Source organism: Candidatus Omnitrophota bacterium (assembly GCA_028693815.1).
GTDB lineage: Bacteria > Omnitrophota > Gorgyraeia > Zapsychrales > Aceulaceae > Aceula.
In genome coordinates this window covers 14,892-34,371 of the sequence record JAQUUP010000022.1, presented here as the reverse complement: position 1 = coordinate 34,371, position 19,480 = coordinate 14,892, and the positions used below count along the sequence as shown (strand labels likewise).

20 protein-coding genes and 1 pseudogene are annotated in these 19,480 nt (G+C 36.5%); all 21 read right to left on the bottom strand.

Features of this window, described 5'->3' with window-relative positions:
* The coding region (locus PHY73_07035) for an MMPL family transporter (GenBank protein ID MDD3375454.1) at positions 1-942 on the bottom strand (942 nt) is incomplete at its 3' end.
* A gap of 2 nt (positions 943-944) precedes the next feature.
* Complete coding sequence (locus PHY73_07030; protein ID MDD3375453.1) at positions 945-2,642, bottom strand: FAD-dependent oxidoreductase; 1,698 nt, start codon at positions 2,640-2,642, stop codon at positions 945-947.
* 20 nt (positions 2,643-2,662) lie between these two features.
* Entirely contained in the window at positions 2,663-3,184 is a 522-nt protein-coding gene (locus PHY73_07025; GenBank protein ID MDD3375452.1) for a DUF302 domain-containing protein, read from the bottom strand.
* A gap of 29 nt (positions 3,185-3,213) precedes the next feature.
* A complete protein-coding gene (locus PHY73_07020; GenBank protein ID MDD3375451.1) occupies positions 3,214-3,762 on the bottom strand; it encodes an AAA family ATPase in 549 nt (182 codons plus the stop codon).
* A 39-nt stretch (positions 3,763-3,801) separates the two neighbouring features.
* Positions 3,802-4,122, bottom strand: a complete 321-nt coding sequence (trxA, locus tag PHY73_07015; protein ID MDD3375450.1) for a thioredoxin — start codon at positions 4,120-4,122, stop codon at positions 3,802-3,804.
* A gap of 89 nt (positions 4,123-4,211) precedes the next feature.
* Entirely contained in the window at positions 4,212-4,472 is a 261-nt protein-coding gene (locus PHY73_07010) for a metalloregulator ArsR/SmtB family transcription factor (GenBank protein ID MDD3375449.1), read from the bottom strand.
* A gap of 126 nt (positions 4,473-4,598) precedes the next feature.
* Positions 4,599-5,591 (bottom strand): [FeFe] hydrogenase H-cluster radical SAM maturase HydE, encoded by a 993-nt coding sequence (gene hydE, locus PHY73_07005; protein MDD3375448.1) that lies wholly within the window; start codon positions 5,589-5,591, stop codon positions 4,599-4,601.
* 11 nt (positions 5,592-5,602) lie between these two features.
* On the bottom strand, positions 5,603-7,093 hold the full coding sequence (gene hydG, locus PHY73_07000; protein ID MDD3375447.1) for a [FeFe] hydrogenase H-cluster radical SAM maturase HydG: 1,491 nt from the start codon (positions 7,091-7,093) through the stop codon (positions 5,603-5,605).
* Positions 7,094-8,356, bottom strand: coding sequence for a [FeFe] hydrogenase H-cluster maturation GTPase HydF (gene hydF / locus PHY73_06995; GenBank protein ID MDD3375446.1), 1,263 nt, complete (start codon positions 8,354-8,356; stop codon positions 7,094-7,096).
* A gap of 10 nt (positions 8,357-8,366) precedes the next feature.
* On the bottom strand, positions 8,367-8,618 hold the full coding sequence (locus PHY73_06990; GenBank protein MDD3375445.1) for an iron-only hydrogenase system regulator: 252 nt from the start codon (positions 8,616-8,618) through the stop codon (positions 8,367-8,369).
* 126 nt (positions 8,619-8,744) lie between these two features.
* Positions 8,745-9,128, bottom strand: coding sequence for a response regulator (locus tag PHY73_06985; protein MDD3375444.1), 384 nt, complete (start codon positions 9,126-9,128; stop codon positions 8,745-8,747).
* 60 nt (positions 9,129-9,188) lie between these two features.
* Positions 9,189-10,934, bottom strand: a complete 1,746-nt coding sequence (locus PHY73_06980) for an NADH-dependent [FeFe] hydrogenase, group A6 (protein MDD3375443.1) — start codon at positions 10,932-10,934, stop codon at positions 9,189-9,191.
* Between the two features lie 24 nt (positions 10,935-10,958).
* The gene (locus tag PHY73_06975) at positions 10,959-12,698 is read right to left on the bottom strand and encodes an NADH-quinone oxidoreductase subunit NuoF (protein ID MDD3375442.1); all 1,740 of its coding nucleotides are present in this window, start codon (positions 12,696-12,698) and stop codon (positions 10,959-10,961) included.
* Position 12,699: 1 nt separating this feature from the next.
* Positions 12,700-13,032, bottom strand: coding sequence for a (2Fe-2S) ferredoxin domain-containing protein (locus PHY73_06970; GenBank protein ID MDD3375441.1), 333 nt, complete (start codon positions 13,030-13,032; stop codon positions 12,700-12,702).
* Entirely contained in the window at positions 13,029-13,556 is a 528-nt protein-coding gene (locus tag PHY73_06965; protein ID MDD3375440.1) for an NAD(P)H-dependent oxidoreductase subunit E, read from the bottom strand. The genes PHY73_06970 and PHY73_06965 overlap by 4 nt, the downstream gene beginning before the upstream one ends.
* A gap of 6 nt (positions 13,557-13,562) precedes the next feature.
* Positions 13,563-13,916: pseudogene (locus PHY73_06960) on the bottom strand (response regulator).
* 14 nt (positions 13,917-13,930) lie between these two features.
* Entirely contained in the window at positions 13,931-15,769 is a 1,839-nt protein-coding gene (locus tag PHY73_06955) for a cache domain-containing protein (GenBank protein ID MDD3375439.1), read from the bottom strand.
* Positions 15,766-16,392, bottom strand: coding sequence for a redox-sensing transcriptional repressor Rex (locus PHY73_06950; GenBank protein ID MDD3375438.1), 627 nt, complete (start codon positions 16,390-16,392; stop codon positions 15,766-15,768). Before PHY73_06950 ends, PHY73_06955 begins: the two co-directional genes overlap by 4 nt.
* Positions 16,393-16,536: 144 nt before the next feature.
* Positions 16,537-16,740 (bottom strand): cold-shock protein, encoded by a 204-nt coding sequence (locus PHY73_06945; protein MDD3375437.1) that lies wholly within the window; start codon positions 16,738-16,740, stop codon positions 16,537-16,539.
* A 300-nt stretch (positions 16,741-17,040) separates the two neighbouring features.
* Entirely contained in the window at positions 17,041-18,099 is a 1,059-nt protein-coding gene (hypE, locus tag PHY73_06940) for a hydrogenase expression/formation protein HypE (protein MDD3375436.1), read from the bottom strand.
* Entirely contained in the window at positions 18,096-19,181 is a 1,086-nt protein-coding gene (hypD, locus tag PHY73_06935) for a hydrogenase formation protein HypD (GenBank protein ID MDD3375435.1), read from the bottom strand. The genes hypE and hypD overlap by 4 nt, the downstream gene beginning before the upstream one ends.
* Positions 19,182-19,480: the final 299 nt, after the last annotated feature.

The following is a 19,480-nucleotide window of genomic DNA, read 5'->3' as shown; positions in this document are numbered from 1 at the left end:
AAGCTCATTTAAAACAAAAACAATTGTCTTTTTTCGATCATGAAAAAAATGATACTTATCAAAAAACTCACTTAAAATATGCACGGAGTCTAAAACGGCAATCGGCATCAAAAAAATCGGAATCATTGAGCTCATAATATGAACAGGAAACCCGAATCCAATTAAAAGTCCCATGGTAATTAAAACAGTTGCGACCGCAATAAGCATTGGAGCCACAATAAGACTCGCGGATTTAAAGAAAAACCACATTAAAAGAAAAATAACGAGCCCTGCCAAAGGTGCCGAAACGGCCATCTGTTTAAACATTTCAACACCAAACTGATCATTGGCAATCGGCAACCCCGTAAAATAATACTCATCATTAGACGGATATTTCGCTACAATCGCTTTAATTTTTTGTGAAATCTCATAGCTTAAATCTTTACGTTTAATTGGAATATATAAAGCCAGCGCTTTGCCATCCTCAGAAACAAGCGTTCCGTGAAACATGGGATTGTCTTGTGCTTCATTTCTAATATGGAGAGCCTCTTGAGTTGTTTTTGGTGGCTGCTGCATCAGCCAATTAAAACGAACCGATCCAATATCTCCTTGTTCAATATTGTCCTTCGTCGAAGGAGAAATAATTTCAGAAGCAATAACACCATCCAGCTTCTTAATATCATCTGTAATATGATAAACATTGGTAAGTGTTTTAATATTGAAAACACCATTTGAATCGACTTTGTTCACAACGCCAATAACCAAGATATCATAAAGCGCAAATTCTTTTTTCATCTCTTCATGAAAAACACGCGCTGGCGAACTGGCGGGAAGCATGTTCTCCGGATCAGTATCCACCTTGATTCTCGCAAATTGAGTCAAAGACAAAACAACAAGTGCTGCAACCAACCAAAGAATAACTTTTGGCTTATTTAAAGCATAATCAATAAATTTCTTAATCATATTTAATTTCCTTTATTCTGAAAGATTTTTTTATAAGGCCAAGCAACTATTCCACCATCCATAACTTTTACATTCTTAAATCCATTAGCCTGCAAAATCAAAGCTGCTTCATAACCTCTTAAAGAAATTTTGCAGAAAACAATAATTTCCTTATTGTCAGGAATTTCACTTATACGTTTTCGCAATTGCCCCAAAGGAATAAGCGTTGAGTTCTCAATATAAGTTTCATCATATTCTTCTTGGCTTCGAACATCAAGAAGAATAAAATCTTCAGAATTTTCCATCTTTTTCTTAACTTCATCAGGCGTTAAAGACAGATATAGCCCATCAAGCTTATTGCGTGCGATATTGGCTGCAGTGATAATATTATCCATAGCTGGCGAATAAGGTGGAGCATAACACAAATCTAAATTTGCAATTTGATCTACAGTCATATTTGCCGTAATTGCTGTTGCTGCCACATCAATGCGTTTATCAACTTCCCCTAATCCGACCGCTTGGAACCCAAGAATTCTTCTAGTTTTTTTATCTATAATCATTTTAATAAATATAGGCTTTGCATCTGGATAAAAGTGCGCCTTATCTGGGGCTGGACTCAACAAAGTAACAACATCAAATCCTGCTTGCTTAGCTTGCTTTTCCCCTAATCCTGTTCGGCCAACATTAAAATCAAAAACTTTGCAAACGGTTGAGCCAAGCACTCCTAAAAATTCATCTTTTATACCACAAATATTATTGGCTGCAACTCGTCCTTGCTTATTCGCGGTTGATCCCAAAGGAATAAAACATGGCTGACCTGTTTGAAGATTAACCGATTCAACACAATCTCCTGCAGCAAAAATATCTGGATCACTTGTTTGCATACATTTATTTACCTTTATTCCGCCGGTCACCCCAATCTCCAAATCGCAATCTTTAGCTAATTTTGAATTTGGACGAACACCAATACTCATAATCAAAAAATCACATGAAATCTGACCCTGATCTGTTAAAACAGACTCAATCTTATCTTTTCCAAGTAATGCGGTTACAGTTAAGCCCGTTTTGATCTTTACACCTTTAGACTCCATATGCTGCGAAACCTGAAAAGCAATCTCAGGGTCTAAGATTGGCAAAACCTGATCAAGTCGCTCAATAATAGTAACTCTTGCGCCCTTTTGATGAAGTGCCTCAGTAATTTCTACCCCAATAAGGCCTCCACCTACAATGACAACATCTTTGGCTTTTCCTTGATTTAAAATATTCTTTATTTCTTCTGCATCTTCAACAGTCTGAAGCGTAAAAACATTCTTCAACTCTTTGCCCGCCAACGGTGGAACAATGGGCGAAGCACCTGTTGCAAAAACAAGCTCATCATAAGAAATCTCTTTTTTTTGTTTTGACTTAAGATCTTGAACAATAACCTTCTTATTTTCTCGATCAACCTGAACAGCTTCAGTTTGATTCATGACCGTAACATTCTTTACTTCATGAAAAAATATCGGATCCCGAACTGTGCCAATAGAAGTACACATTAATTCTTTCTGATCTTTAACAACACCCGATATATAATAAGGAAGGCCACAACCCGCATAAGACAAAAACTTCCCCTTCTCAATAAGGATTATTTCAGCATCTGGACAAATGCGACTAATTCGTGAACCAACCTTAGGACCTGCAGCAACTCCACCTATAATAACAATTCTTTTTTTATTCTTCATTTATAAAGCTCCTCGATCTTTTATTGCAAAATAATATCTTTTAACATATTTTTCTCGTCAATTGCAACAGAACCACCAATAATCTTAGCAATGTTTCCTCCAAACATTTTTCCCATCAATCCCATATTCATTCCTGATATATAAATTTTTCCATCATTACCTTCATAAACTCCCCAGGCGCAAGGCATGAGCGTAGAAACCTCTGGATTTGTTTGCAAAATATCGTTGGCATAAGCCCCCTTACAAAGCTCAACAACTCTAACAGGGCGTTTCATTTCAATACCATTTTTAGCTAAAGTCGCATTTAAATTTCTAGTCATCGGAGAACTCCAGCCATGCGCCTGAATCGACTCTTTTAATTTACTACAAGTCTCTTCAATCGTGCTGTATCGGCTCTGATAAACTGTGATCATCATTTTTGGCATAGCAATCAATATAATCAATCCCGTTAAAATAACACCAATGCCAATTCCAAACAAAACGACTTTCAAATTATTTATTTTACCATTCTTTTCACTCTTACTGCCTAATTCTTGACTCATTTCTATTTCCTCCACTATATTAAATTGTATTAAACATGATTGCTTATATTCATAAAGAAATTAAGCGTTTTATTCTTATATCCTTTTCTTAATTCAATGATATTTCCTGCGTCCCAAAAAACGGGATGATGAGATGCCATAATCACCTGACACCCTCCCCTGACAATTTTCTTAAGACCTTTTTGTATCTTTGTGACCCATTGGAAATCATGCCCAGCTTCCGGCTCATCTAAAAGCAAGGTGTCTCCTTTCTTGAAATTGGCAAATCCCAAGACATCCCTCATGGTTTCCCCGTGAGACGAAAACATCGCCCTGACCCTTATCAAAGATCCTGTCATCCCACCAAAAACATCTTGTGATCGATGAGGATTCATCGTTTCACTATCAAAATAATAATAGAAAGTTTTACCATCTTCTTCCTTTTTACAATCAGGGCATTCATAAATTGATCTAAGAACAGAACTTTTTCCTGAGCCATTTGGCCCAACAATAACATTCATTGCTCGATTAAAAGAAATATTGTTAAATCGACTAACCATACCGCGATGCTTTAAACAAAACTTAATATTAGAAATCATTTATCTTAACCTTACAAACTCTATTTCTTTGAAGTAAAATTATTTTATATTTTTCTTAATTAAAGAAACTAACTTTTCTTTAGGAACAACACCAACAACACTATCAACACAATGTCCTTCTTGAAAAATAGAAATGGTTGGTATGCTCATAATTTCATATTTCTCCGCAGTCTTCGGAGCATTATCAACGTTAATCTTTCCAACTTTAATTTTTCCATCAAATTCTTCAGCTATTTCCTTAATAACTGGCCCAATCATTTTACACGGTCCGCACCAAGGTGCCCAAAAATCAACTAAGCAAGGAATTCTTGACTCCAAAACCTCCATCTTAAAATTGTCATCATTAATCTCTATTTCCATGAACTACCTCCTTTTTAATTTTATTACTATTTTTAGTTCTTTTAAATATCGTATTATCCGGATATTACGTTTATTCAAAGCAAAAAAAACTATTTTTCTAATATTTTTATGACTTCAATAATTTTTTTATTTACAACTCTGTAGCATATCCTAACGCCATCTTTAACAGGAAATAAAATACCTGCCTTTTTTAAAATTCCTAAATGCTGAGATACTGTTGACTGCGGAAGCTTTAAATTCTTAACAATCTTAGAGACATTACACTGATTTCTTAAAAGGCCATCTACCATTTTTAATCTAACGGGGTGACCTAAAGCCTTAAGCGTGTCGCTTTCCTTTATATAGTCCATTCTATTCCTATCGGTATTCATGTTTACTAATTATAATATCGTAATATTACAATATTACGATATATATGTCAAGATTATTTTTTTCTTTTTATCTCACCTTACAATAACGATGTGAACAGTAATTTCTTATAAGCTTGATTTTGAGAACAATTTTAATGAATCGCCCTTTTGGCAGGAAACTTTTCTTTTGGCAAGCTTGATAATGCGACGAGCATTATTTAGAGTAACTTTTGTTTTGTCGTCATAAATAATATAGTCTTTTTTTAGGCCAACAGATGTAAAGCTTGGCATAATAACGTTACATCCAACATTCAAGGCTTTCAGCTGAACCCTATCCCCTCCTAAAGTTGTCAGAGCAGTTGTAACAGGCATATGGGCATTTTTAGTTACAATGCGAGCAAGGGCAATCATCTTTAGCACAAGAGAAATATCTGAGAATTTGTGATTTGCCAAAGGAGTTTGGCTTTGAGGCATAAATGGCCCAATCCCAATCATGTCGGGCTGAAAGCTCTGATAAAATAAAATATCTTTGGCTAGATGATCTAGTGTCTGGCCTGGAAGCCCGACAATATTACCTGATCCAACCTGAAACCCAACCTTCCTCAAATAATCGAGAATCTTAAATCGATTTTTAAGAGATTGGCCTGGATGAAGAATGCTGTAGAGCTTTTCGTCTGCCGTCTCATGCTTTAAAAGATACCGACTTGCTCCAGCATCATAAAAAGCATTGTAATGATCCAAAGGTCTTTCGCCCAAAGAAAGCGTTATCGTTAAATCTGGGCATTGTTTTTTTATATTTTTTATAATCTTCGAAAAAACATTTCTTGTATAAAAAAAATCATCTCCTGACTGAAGAACAACAGTCTTAAGCCCTTTTTTACGAACAGCTATCGCAGCTTCTAAAATCTCGAAAGATTTCAGCCGAGTTCTTTTTGCATCTTTATTATCTTTTCTTAATCCGCAATATAAACAATTACGAATACAATGAGATGAAAACTCAACAAGGCCTCTCAAAAAAATTTTATCGCCACAAAAATCTTTGCGAACTTGATTCGCCTGACTAAAAAGCGTTTTTGTATTTTCTTTCTTTAATAACTGAAGAATTTCGTTCTTTGTCATGCTAACCATCTCTAAAGATAAAGGTCTCTTTCGCCTTTTTCAACTCTTTGATACAAACTATAAAATTTATCAAATATCTCCGGCATGGACTGCCTCACTTCTTCAATTTCTTTGCGCAAAACAGGCTCAGCAATCTTTTTTGTTTCTTGGCTTGAAAAATCATCAAGCCATTCTTTAAATGTTAAAATAGCATTAATTTTGCAAAACTTTCCTTCTTGTCCACTGCGCAAAAGCTCCATAATACATTTCCCTGTTCGCCCACATCGATATCCAGCTGTACAAAAAGAAGTGATATATCCCATCTTGGCAAATTCTCGAATAACTTCGTCCAGATTACGTGTATCTCCTAAAATAAATTGCTGCTTTTTTTCCTCTTGGCCAGAATCAAAATCTGCATAACCACCAATTCCAATCTTTGTTGATGCATCTGTTTGCGTCACCCCTAAAGAGATGGCCTCTTTTCTAATTTGAGGACTTTCGCGTGCGGTAATAATCATTCCTGTAAATGGAATCGCCAAGCGCACAACAAGAATTAATTTCATAAAATCTTCATCGGAAACAAGATAAGAAGAATCTTTGCATAAAGAAGTACCCAAAGCAGGCTCTAATCTAGGAAATGAAACTGTATGTGGACCAATTCCAAATCTTCGCTCAAGCTCGATAGCATGGCTGACTAATCCCAAAACTTCAAACTTCCAATCGTAAAGTCCAAAAAGAGCCCCGAGTCCAACATCGTCAATTCCCGCTTCAAAAGCACGATGCATGCAATAAAGCCTCCAGTCATAATCTCCTTTAATCGTCCCCTTTGGATGAACTCGCTCATAAGTCGCACGATGATATGTTTCTTGAAAAACCTGATACGTTCCAATGCCAACTTGATTTAAGCGCTTTAAATCATCGATGCAAAATGCCGGAGCATTAACATTGACACGCCTAATATTGCCAATTCCTTTTTTCGTCGGAACTTTAACATCATAAACTGTTTTAATGCTGTCAACAATATAATCAATATCATTCTTGGGGTGCTCTCCATAAACAACAATCAAGCGCTTATGACCAATCTTTCCCGCTAAAACCTCGACTTCTTTCCTTATTTCCTCCATAGAAAGAACTCTGCGCTTCGCATCAGTGTTTTCACTCTTGAAACCACAGTAAAGACAATTATTCACACAATAATTTCCCATGTAAAGCGGAGCAAACGTAACAATTCGATTATTATAAACTTTCTTTTTTATCTCTATGGCCACTTTTTTCATCTGATCAATCAAATTTTTATCGTCAACATGCAAAAGCGCTGCCGTTTCTTCAAGAGTCAAATTCTGAATTGATTGCGCTTTCTTCAAAATATCTTGAATATATTTTGAATCACGCTTTCTTGCCTTTTCAAGAGATTGAATAATATTTTCTTCAGAGATAAAATTCTTCCCATCTATAAGATATTTTTCAATCTCATCTCTCTTGATCCTTTGATCAATCCATTTGCTTTTTACTGTTTTATCCATTTACGACACCTTCTCCTTGCATGGATCCAATTCCTGTTGATAAATCTTTAGGCAATCTGGAAAAGGTTCCAGAACCCTACCCAGAACACCCTTTAAAAAAGAAATACATACACCATAATTTGTAACAGGAACTCCAATTCTTTTTGCATGATACATTCGCCTCAATGTTTCTTTTCGCGTAATCATGCACGATCCGCACAAAATAACTAATTTATATTCCGATAAATCTTCTGGATAATCTCGCCCCGCACAAACATCCACTTTAAGATCAGCTTTTGTGTATTCTTTAATCCATCGAGGAATCTTAATCCGCCCTATGTCATCTTCAACCGCATGGTGGCTACATGCTTCAGCAATCAAAATTTTATCGCCATCTTGCAAAGAATTAATAGCAATTGCGCCCTCAACCATTTGGCTCAACTCACATTTAAGACGTGCAAAAATAATTGAGAATGTAGTACACTTTATATTGCTTGGCGTCTCTAAAACCATTCGATCCACAACTTGAGAATCACAGACAACAATATCAGGAGGTGCTTTTAGTTTTTCTAAAACATCTAAATACTGATCTTCTTTAACAATTAATGCCGAAGAATCATGATCAAGAGCATCGCGAATTGTCTGAACTTGTGGCAAAATAATCCTCCCTTTCGGCGCCTCAAGATCAATCGGAATAATTAAAATCGATAACCCTCCTTTTGGCATCAAGTCTCCGATGAGAGATGGGGGCTTAATAAAGTCTTCTGGACAACATTCAATCAAGTTCTCCTTTAAGGCATTAACATAATCATCGCGCTTTTCCAATGTTATACTAGAGCAAAAAACTATTTTTTCAGTTTTCTTCTTAAGATGAGAAATAAAATCATCATCCGGATATTTAATATCAATTTTATTAACAACAATAATGAGCGGCATCTTTTGATTCTGAGCTTGATCGTAAACATAATCTTCAAATTCTGTCCATTGGTTTGGCTCAACAATCAAAATAACAACATCCGCGCGATCAAAGATTCTTTTCGTTTTTTTAATTCTTGATTCAGAAAGATCTGAAGAATCATTGAGACCTGCCGTATCTAAAAAAACAACAGGTCCAATCGGGAGAAGCTCCATGGTCTTCTCAACAACATCAGTTGTTGTGCCAGCGACTGATGACGTAATAGCGACATCTTGACCAGCAACAACATTCAGAAAACTTGATTTTCCAACATTTGTTCGACCAAAAAGGCCAATTTGTAATCGCAATGATTTTGGTGTTGTTTTCATCAATATTCCTCTATTCTGGACGAGCTAAAGCGGATTTAACCGAGACACCCTCTAGAGCTCCTAACTGTCCTGTTAAGGCCCCGATCTCATCTGTCGTGGCATCAACGATTAGCGTAATAACGCTTAGAGCCCTTTCCTTGTAAGGAACTCCCATCCGACCAACGAACATCGAAGCATGTTGATGCAAAATATGGTTTACTTTTTCTGCACTTTCATCTCTGTTCTCTAGAATAATTCCTACAAATCCTAACCTTTTTTTCATATGGCCTCCTTTTAAATTAAAATAAAAACCCGACTTTCTCTAAAGATAAGCCGGGCTATGTTGTCCTCACCCCTTAGCTTTAGGATAAAATCCCTCTTCTTCAGAAAAAATTGATTTAATTTAATTCTATTTTATATACTGCTCAACAGTCTTTAAAAAATATTCCGGATTAATTGGCTTTTCCAATATTGCCTTAACAGGCAAAAGCGTTTCTCCAGTTTCATAATCAAAGGCAAAATTAGAAGCTTTTTTGATGCCCGAAACAATAATCACAGGAATATTCTTAGTTGTCTCATCAGATTTTAACTTCTGAGAAATATCAAATCCTTTGGAATCATGCTCCATCATAATATCAAGCGAAATAAGATCTGGTTTTTCCGCTTGCGCCTTTGCAAAACCCTCTTCCCCACCACTCGCAGAAACAACAATAAAATCTTTTGCTTCCAAAAGAACAGTTACCGCTTGTATAAAATCTGGGTCATCATCAACAAGCAAAACTTTTTTTGACATCAGCTCCTCCTTTTTTTCAAAATCATATTGTGCTATTCTACAAGTAAATTTTGCTTTTGTCTACTTTGTATATTCTGGGCGTGGTATATACTTTGTATGCAAAAGATGGTGCGCTTTCTCACTTAAAGGCTTTCCAAGAAAATCTTCGTACAATTTCTTTATGTATGGATTTTCGTGAGAACATCTGACATTCTTTTCTGCATCTTCATCATAAAGACCTTGAGCACGTTTTTTACGAACATCATCGTTGATCATATACGGCTGACCTCCCCCACCAACGCATCCGCCTGGACATGCCATAACCTCAACAAAATGATATGGCAATGGTTCATTATTTTTTATCGCCTTTCGGATTTTATCTAAAACGGAAACAACATTAGCAAGTCCGTGAGCAACAGCAATCTTAACCTCTGCGCCTTTTATGTTAACAGAAGTTTCTTTAACGCCTTCAAGACCTCGAACATTATTAAATTCAACCTTTTCTAACTTTTCTCCTGTAATAATCGAATACGCTGTTCGAAGAGCTGCCTCCATAACTCCTCCGGTTGCACCGAAAATTGTTCCAGCACCAGAATATTCACCTAGCAAAAGATCTGGTTCCTCTTCAGGGAGATTGTTAAAATCAAGCCCCGCCTGACGAATCATGCGAATAAGTTCTCGCGTTGTTATAACAATATCCACATCTTGATATCCAGAAGCGAACATTTCTTTAGCTCGTCCGATTTCATATTTCTTAGACGTGCAAGGCATAATTGATATAACTTTTATTTTCTTTGGATCAATCTTTTTCTTTTCAGCATAATATGTCTTTGTTAAAACACCTAAGATTTCATGTGGAGATTTTGCAGATGAAAAATGATCAATCATGTCGGTATAAAACTTTTCCATAAAATCAACCCAAGAAGGGCAACACGTTGTAATCATCGGCAAAACACCTTTTTTATGAACAAAACGTTCGACAAACTCAGTTCCTTCTTCCATAATCGTAACATCTGCTGCAAAATTTGTATCAAAAACCGTATCAAACCCTAATCGCCTTAAAAGGGTATAAAGCTTTTTTGTTAAATTAGTTCCAGGGGGATATCCAAATCCTTCTCCCACAGCAACGCGTACGGCAGGAGCAATTTGAACAACGCAATGAATTTCAGGATCCTGAAGCGCTTCCCAAACTTTAGAAGTATCATCTTTCTCAAATATAGCACCAGTTGGACAATGCGCAGAACACTGACCGCATCGGACACACGGAGATTGGCCCAAAACAATATCTCCGGCAGCAGAAATTCGAGTGTTAACCCCTCTTTCCAAAAAAGATAGCGCCCAAACACCTTGCATTGATTGACAAACTTCTACGCAGCGACCACATTTAATGCATTTCGAAGGCTCTAAAACAATTGTATTAGTCGTACTATCTTTTGGCAAATCTCTAACAATTTTCTCAAACTGTTCTTCTCTGATACCAAAATCGGAAACAAGGGTTTGAAGCTCGCAATTATTGTTACGCCCACACTTCAAACAATCGTTAGGATGTGCTGATAAAATAAGTTCAATGACAGTTTTTCTAGTCTCTACAATCTCTGGATCATGCGTAATAATATCCATCCCTTCATCCAGTGGCGTACAACACGACCTTAGCATCTTATTTGTTCCCTTAACTCGAACAATACAAATGCCACAAGCCGCAGATGCGCAAAGATCTGAATGATAACAAAGTGTCGGAATTTTAACTTGAACTTTTTTAGCAGCATCGAGAATCGTCGTTCCTTTTTCGACCTCTACTGGTATTCCATTTATAATAGCCTTAATCATCAAAAACTCCTTTTTGTATAAACTTTATCGTCTAATAGCTAAAAATCGGCACACTTCAAAACAGCGTCCGCACTGAATACATTTTTCTTGATCAATAACATAACCCTGATTCTTATCTCCAGTAATCGCTCCAACAGGACAATTACGCAAACAAAGTCCACAGCGCTTACATTTCTCCTCTATAATAGTATAGCTAAAAAGGTTTGAACATTTTCCAGCCGGACATCTTTTTTCTTTAATATGCAAAAGATATTCTTCGTTAAAGAATTTTATAGTTGACAAAACAGGATTGGCGGCTGTCTGCCCCAAACCACAAAGAGAAGCTTTTTGCATGCCCAACGAAATTACCTTTAATTTTCGCAAATCATCTAACTCCCCTTTTCCTTCTGAAATCTTTGTCAGCAAACCTAAAAGCTGTGTTCCTCCTATGCGACAAGGAGCGCACTTTCCGCACGATTCTTCAACACAAAATCCTAAATAAAATTTTGCAATATCAATCATACAGTCCGTTTCATCCATAACAATCATTCCACCTGAGCCCATAATCGAGCCTAACTTCTGAAGGCTTTCATATTCAACAGGCGTATCAAAATAATCCACGGGAATCACACCCCCGGATGGACCACCTGTCTGAATCGCTTTAATTTTTTTATCTTCAAAAACTCCACCACCAATATCAAAAACAATCTCACGTAATGTTGTTCCCATAGGAACCTCAACAAGACCAGAATTCTTAACTTTTCCAGTCAATGCAAAAACTTTCGTTCCCTTGGACTTTTCTGTTCCAATGGAGGAAAACCATTGGCCTCCCTTAAAAAGAATAATTGGAATATTCGCTAATGTTTCAACGTTATTAATTACTGTTGGTTTATCCCACAACCCTTTAATCGACGGATATGGAGGCCTTGGCTTTGGACATCCTCTTTTGCCTTCAATCGATGCAATTAAAGCTGTTTCTTCACCGCAAACAAAAGCGCCTGCACCTAAGCGAATTTCCAAATCAAAATTAAATCCAGACCCTAAAATATTCTCCCCTAAAAGCCCATATTCTCGAGCTTGTTTAATAGCGATATCAATACGTTTAATTGCCAATGGATATTCTGCTCGAATATACAAAAATCCTTTTGTCGCACCAATGGCATATCCTGAAATCATCATGCCTTCTAAAACAGAATGAGGGTCCCCTTCCAAAACACTACGGTCCATATACGCACCTGGATCACCTTCATCTGCATTACAAATCACAAATTTCTGGTCTGAAGACACTCCTTTAGCAAAGCTCCACTTCATCCAAGTTGGAAATCCTCCACCGCCTCTTCCTCTCAAACCACTAATTTTCATTTCCTCAATAACATAATCTTGAGATTTCTTTAATAAAACTTTTTTAAAAGCTTGATATCCATCTTGACAAATATAATCATCAATGTTCTCAGGATCAACAATCCCGCAATTTCTTAAAACAATCCTTAGCTGCTTATCTTGCGGCTTAAAAACAAGATCTTCAATAATCTTATTTTTTATTAAAGTTTTATCAATAATCGAATCAATGTCCTCTTCCTTGACATGAGCATAAACAATATTTTCTGGAAAAATCTTAAAGACAACCCCTTTGTCATAAAGCCCAATATCTGCAGCTCGAACAACTTGAATAGAATCAACTAACTCTTTCTCTCTAAGCTTTGAAAGCAATAGATCATAAAAACGCTTTGTGCTCTTATCTTCTTTTGTATCCTTAAGTAAAACAATTTTCTTATATCTAGACATTTTAATTCACCTTTATGTTATAAATATGATCATTCAGTAAATATTTTCCTAGCGCATGCTTATCAATAATCTTTATAGCTGTTTCTTCATCCACTCTTCCATAAACAACTGTTGGCATTCCTTTCACGCAAACCTCAACTAATGGTTCTGCGTGACACATCCCAGAACATCCACACTTCTCAATCAAAATATCTATTTTTCTTTCTTGTTTTTCTTTTATTAAAGTTTCAAGAACTTTATCCGCACCTGCAGCAATCCCACACGTGCTCATGCCAACTTTGATCCAATCACCTTTATTTTTTTGTCCATGACGACTAATTTGGTCTAAATTCATTTTGAAGAAACCTCCTCTGTAACAACTTCTTTAGAATACTCTGACAAAATATCCATAATCTGACCTTTTTTTAACTTACCATATGTTTTGCCATCAATGGTCATGACAGGAGCAAGACCGCAGCAGCCTAAGCATCGAACAGACTGCAAGTGAAACAACCCATCTTTCGTCGTTTGCCCCTCCTCAACATGAAGAATATTCTTAATTTCATCGACAATATCAGCCGCGCCCTTCAGATAACATGCCGTTCCCATACAAACAGAAATCAAATGTTTTCCAGGAGGATCAATCTTAAAATAATTATAAAATGTGATTACCTCATAAATCCTCGCCAAAGGAACATCCAAAATACGAGAAAGTTCAAAAGAAATATCTCTCGGGACATATCCGTAATGATTCTGGATTTCGTGCAAAATCATAATCAGATTACCTTTTTTATCTTTCCATTTCTCAGCTAAAGCGTCCAGTTCACCAACAATTTTGCGATGATCTTCACCTGTTTTTCGAACATAAATACGAGCCATTTTAAGCAAAGTTTCAGGCTTAACAGGTTTCTCTAAAACAGCTTTAACCGGCAATGCTTTTTCATCAGGCTTTAAATCAAACGGAAAATTAAGCTCCTTTCGAGCTCCAGTAATCAAAATGACAGGAATATCCTTAATCGCTGCATCGTTTGCCATTGCCTTTGCAGTCTCAGCCCCTTCAGTCTTATAGGTCATCATCATATCTAAGAAAATTAAATCTGGTGATTCTGCCTTAACCTTCTGAAAACCTTCCTGACCATTAGACGCAACAACAACATCGTATCCGTTTGCTTCTAGCAAAATTGCGGTCGCTTCAGTATAATCTCGATCATCATCGATAATAAGTATCTTATTTCTCATTAGTCATCCTTTTTCTATATTTTTTCAATCCTAAACTTAAATGAATTGCCATTCTTTTTTGGCTCAACCCAAATACGCCCACCATGTTTTTCAATAATTTCTTTTGTAATAAACAAGCCTATCCCAGTTCCCTTTACAGTTTCCATTCCTCGATAAACAATACGAGAAAATTTCTTAAACAATTTATCAATATCAACTGATTCAATAGGATTTCCGTCATTATAAACCTCAACTTCAATCTCTTTGCCATCAATCCTCGAAGAAATTCTAATTTGCCCTTCAGGAACCCCATATTTTATCGCATTGCTCAAAAGATTATTAGAAACAATCTGAAGCAATCCCGCATCACCTAAAACTCTTAAGCCCTCTGAAAGATCATTAACAATCTTAATATTTTTCTCTTCAGCCTGCTGCAAGAATGATTCAATTGTAACATCAAAAACATGTTCCTTAATTAAAAGTTCATTTTTAGTCAACTGAAGCTCTGCTTTTTCAATACGACTTAAATTAAGAAAATTCTTAACAGTCACTGTTAGATAATCTAAATTTCGTGATACTGATGCCAACGTTTTTTCTTGCTTTTCATTAATATCACCTAAAATTCTATTTTTCAAAAGATAAGTATTTAAAACAATGGACGAAAGAATTCCTTTAAGCTCATGAGAAACAAACCCAATAAGATCCAAATAACGACTATTAAGCACTTCTAGCTTTTCTTTTGACTCATGCAAACTTTCTTCTCTTCTTGCAAGCTTTCCGGACATATCGTTAAACGAAAAAATAAGCTCGTTTAATTCTTGAATCGATGTTTGTTCAGTAATTTTACTGTCTAGGTTTCCTCGAGAAATCTTTCTCGTTGTATTTAGAACTTCATTCAAAGGTCGAGTAATCGACCTAGTAATCATATAGAAGAAAATTGCGGCCAAAATAGACGTTAAAAAAATAATCATAAGAAAAACAATGAACGCGTTTCTTCCAATAACCAAAAATGGTTTCTCTAAAATTCCAACATACAAAATGCCAATAATGTCACCTTCAATATCTTTTATTGGCTCATACGCTGTGATATACCAATCTGTGACAACAAAAGCCTTATCAAACCACTTCTTTCCATCTGTAATAACTTGTCGATAAACCTCATCAGAAACGCGAGTCCCTATAGCCCGCTGTCCTTCGTTGTCTAAAACATTAGTCGCTACACGGACATCTCCCTGAAAAATCGTAACTGTTCCAAGCGGCTTGTTTTCATAAAATCTATTTTCAAAGACTGAATCAACAATATTATCAATCAAATTAAAATTCTGATTAATAATTTTTCCCCCATACAAAATTTTTAAAACTTCACCCTTGCTATTTAGTATCGGTCTAGCATATTCAATCGCAATAACACCGTCAATAACCATTTTCTCTGTCGGCTTCGCTCTAGAAGTCGGCCTCACAATAATAAAACTATTTTTCCTATCAGGAACCAGTTGCTCTATCTCATCTCTTGATATTATACGATAGGCTCCAACAGACTTTTTTTCCTGCAATGCAGAAAGGACAATATTACTTCTTGAAGCAGATGCTTGATCCAGATCTTCAATTCTTAAATAATCTAACTGTGCTTGATTTCGGTTTCTCTCTAAATCTTGATTTTGATCAGAAAGCTCAACCGCTAGCTTAACCAAATTTAGCTCTTGAAAACATTTTGCTTTTACAGTTTTTAAATCATTTTTTATCTGCTCTTGAGCTTGATCAAAAATGTACTTTTTAACAAAAAAGAGTCCAAAAATGGACATGCACAAAACAAGGAACAATATTACATAAGATAATGAAATTAAAATTTGGGTTCTTAATCTGATAATTTTCATTTTTTCTTTCTTTGCAAATCAACAAAATAGTTAACAACTTCTAATTCTAATCTAACATTAACATTGTTAACAATAAAATTATCCGGAACTTTTAAGCTAATCGGAGCAAAATTCAAAACACCCTCTATGCCAGCTAAAATCATAGAATCAACAACCTGTTGAGCTGCAAAATAAGGAACAGCTATAATGCCGATCTTTATTTTTTTCTTCTTAATAAAAGAAGATAACTGATCTAACGGAAAAATAGGAACCAAGGTCTCTTGTCCATATTTCAAAGGATCGATATCAAAAGCCGCTACGATGCGAATTCCTTCTTTTGCAAAACCATCATAATGCATCAAAGCTCGCCCAATATGTCCTGCTCCAACGATAACAACGTCCTGGGTTTTATTCTTTCCCAAAAGAGCATTTAGCTGATCGATAAGACAATCGATGACATATCCGCCTCTTTTGTTTCCAGAAATACTAAAGATAGAAAAATCTTTTCGAACTTGAGAAGAGTTTGACCCAACGGCACTAGCCAAATGACTTGAAAAAACTTTTGTAGAGCCTAGGCTTTTAAGTCTATAAAGAGCATCTCTATATCGATACAATCTTGCAACGCATTGCTTAGTCGCATTCATAATATGGCCCCCTATTCACATAATTTATAGGGTAATATATCATAATGCTTGTGTTTGTCAATATGATAATGTGAAATATTTCACAAAAAAGGGCTAGCTTAAAAAAGCTAGCCCTCTAAAATACTTCTCATCTATATAATAAACTTAAAGCGCTTTAACCCTCTTGGCTTTAAGGCCCTTGTCGTCTTTTTCTAAATCAAACTCGACGTCTTGTCCTTCATCTAATGTTTTGTAGCCTTCTTCCTGTTGAATCTCACTGAAATGCACAAACACATCTTCGCCAGACTCAGCGGCAATAAAACCATACCCTTTTTTGGCGTTAAACCATTTTATTTTACCTTTTGTCATTACTGCCTTCCTTCTTAAAACGTTTTGAGAAGCAAAGATTTTAGAAATCCTTTTCTTCTCCTTTTTCTTAACCTGTTTTCACAATACACGACAAATATTTATTTGTCAACAAACATTCATTGGAAAAAGATAGTTAGTTTTATAGGAAAACCCAGGGCGGAGGCATGGGAACTTGTTTAAGAATATTAAAAAGACCTCCTAGCAAATCAAAAGGAAGTTTAAGAAGAGCACATCCAGATTGCGACACACACAAGATAAGAAGAAAAATAATAAAGAAAGTTCTTTTTGTTTTAATTGTCATCAACAAATCCGGGGCAGTTGTTCTGATGAAAGCATGTCCACAATACGTGTCGTCCCAATTTGATTCTTAGCCGTTACCATTGCTCTCTTTTCTTTTGAAACATATCCAATAATAGAAGCTTGGCGCCCAAGAGGGCTCATCTTAATCGTAGCTAAAACTTTCTTGGCTTGACTTTCAGGAACAAAGCAAATAAATCGCCCTTCGTTTGCTACATACAAAGGATCTATTCCCAAAATTTCACAAACACCTCGAACATCTTCTCTCACAGGAATACTTTGCTCATCAATCTCAATAGACATGTTAGATGTTTTTGCAATCTCAACGAGTGCCGTTGCAAGTCCGCCACGCGTCAAATCACGCATACAATGTATTGTAGCCTTTGATTCGATAAGCTTCAATACTAAACCTGACAAAGATGCCGAATCACTTTTGATCTTATTTTCAAAACTTAAACCCTCACGCACAGCCATAATCGCCATGCCATGGCGAGCAATGTCTCCACTCAGAATAATGCAATCTCCATCTTTAATCGAACTTGGACAAATAGTCTGATTATGCTCAACAACTCCTACGCCAGATGTATTGACAAAGATTCGGTCTGCTTTTCCCTTGTCGACAACTTTAGTGTCTCCAGAAATAATTTGCACGTTAGACTCTTTGGCTGCTTTTTGCATAGACTGAACAACGCGCCAAAGATCTTCCATTGGCAAACCTTCTTCTAAAATAAAGCCAACTGTTAAAAAAATCGGTCGCGCTCCACACATCGATAAATCGTTAACCGTTCCATGAACAGCCAAAGATCCAATATCGCCTCCTGGAAAAAATATCGGATCAATCACATATGAGTCGGTTGTCATGGCGATTTTCTTTTTTGGAATTTGTACAACAGCGCCGTCATGAGATTGGTTAAGATGATCATTGTTAAAAACAGAACGAAACATCTTATCAATCAGCTGATTAGTCAGCGTCCCTCCGGATCCATGCGCAAGTAAAACACGAGGATAATCCGAAATCAAGATTGGACAACTTGGTAAATTATATTCTTTTTTCTTTGTCATCGTCTTTTATACCGATAATACGCTGCACACGCTCCTTCGGACGAAACCATCGGTGCGCCTAAAGGATGATCTGGTCGACAGCTCTTACCAAAAGCAGAACATTCGTGCGGTTTTTTTATTCCCCTCAAAACAAGAGCACTAATACATTCCTTAGGTTCGCTCGTTTTAATATCTTCTAGATCAAATATTTTCTCGGCATCAAACTGAGAAAAGCTTTTTCTTAAAACAAGCCCGCTTTGAGGAATAACGCCAATGCCTCTCCATTTTCTTGAAGAAACTTCAAAGACTTGTTTAATAATTTCAATCGCTTTACTATTTCCTTGCCTATGCACAGAGCGAGAATATTGATTCTCGACTTCATATCGGCTTTCCTCTAACTGCTTAACGCACATATGAACGCCTTGTAAAATATCGAGCGGCTCAAAACCAGTAACCACAATCGGCGTTTTATATTTCTTTGCCAAAGGCTCATACTCTTGATATCCCATAACAGTACACACGTGTCCTGCTGCCAAAAAACCCTGAACCTTGTTTTGTTTGGATGATAAAATTGCTTCAATAGCTGGTGGAACTAAAACATGAGAAACTAAAAGAGAAAAATTGTTGATATTTTGCGCTTTGGCTTTGTACGCCGCCATAGCATTGCCTGGAGCCGTTGTTTCAAATCCAACAGCAAAAAAAACAACCTTCTTGTTAGGATTTCTTTTAGCAATTTCAAGTGCGTCCATCGGTGAATAAACAATGCGAACATCACCTCCCTCAGCCTTGACGCTAAGCAAATCTTTCTTGCTTCCCGGGACTCTTAACATGTCTCCAAAAGAACAAAAAATAACACCCTCTTTAGATGCAATCGCAATAGCTCGATTAATCGATTCTAAAGGCGTCACACAAACAGGGCATCCTGGTCCATGCACAAGACTGATTTTTTTCGGAAGGAGTTCATCAAGACCAAAGCGAATAATAGAATGCGTTTGCCCACCGCAAATCTCCATAATTGTCCACGGATGCTTTGTTACCTCTTTAATCGCTCGAGCAACCCTTTGAACATTTTCTTTATTTCGATACTCATCTACAAATTTCATTAATCGTTCTCATACAGCTTATCAATCTTAAATAAGGGCTTGACTTACGGATCCGCCATATTTTTGGCGGTGACGTCAAGTCAGCCTGCCCGAATTTATCCTGTGAGTTGCGCGGCCTAGCGCAACGAATCAGGACTTCCTTCATAGAGTTTATCAATCTTAAATAAGGGCCTGACTTACGGATCCGCCATATTTTTGGCGGTGACGTCAAGTCAGCCTGCCCGAATTTATCCTGTGAGTTGCGCGGCCTAGCGCAACGAATCAGGACTTCCTTCATAGAGTTTATCAATCTTAAATAA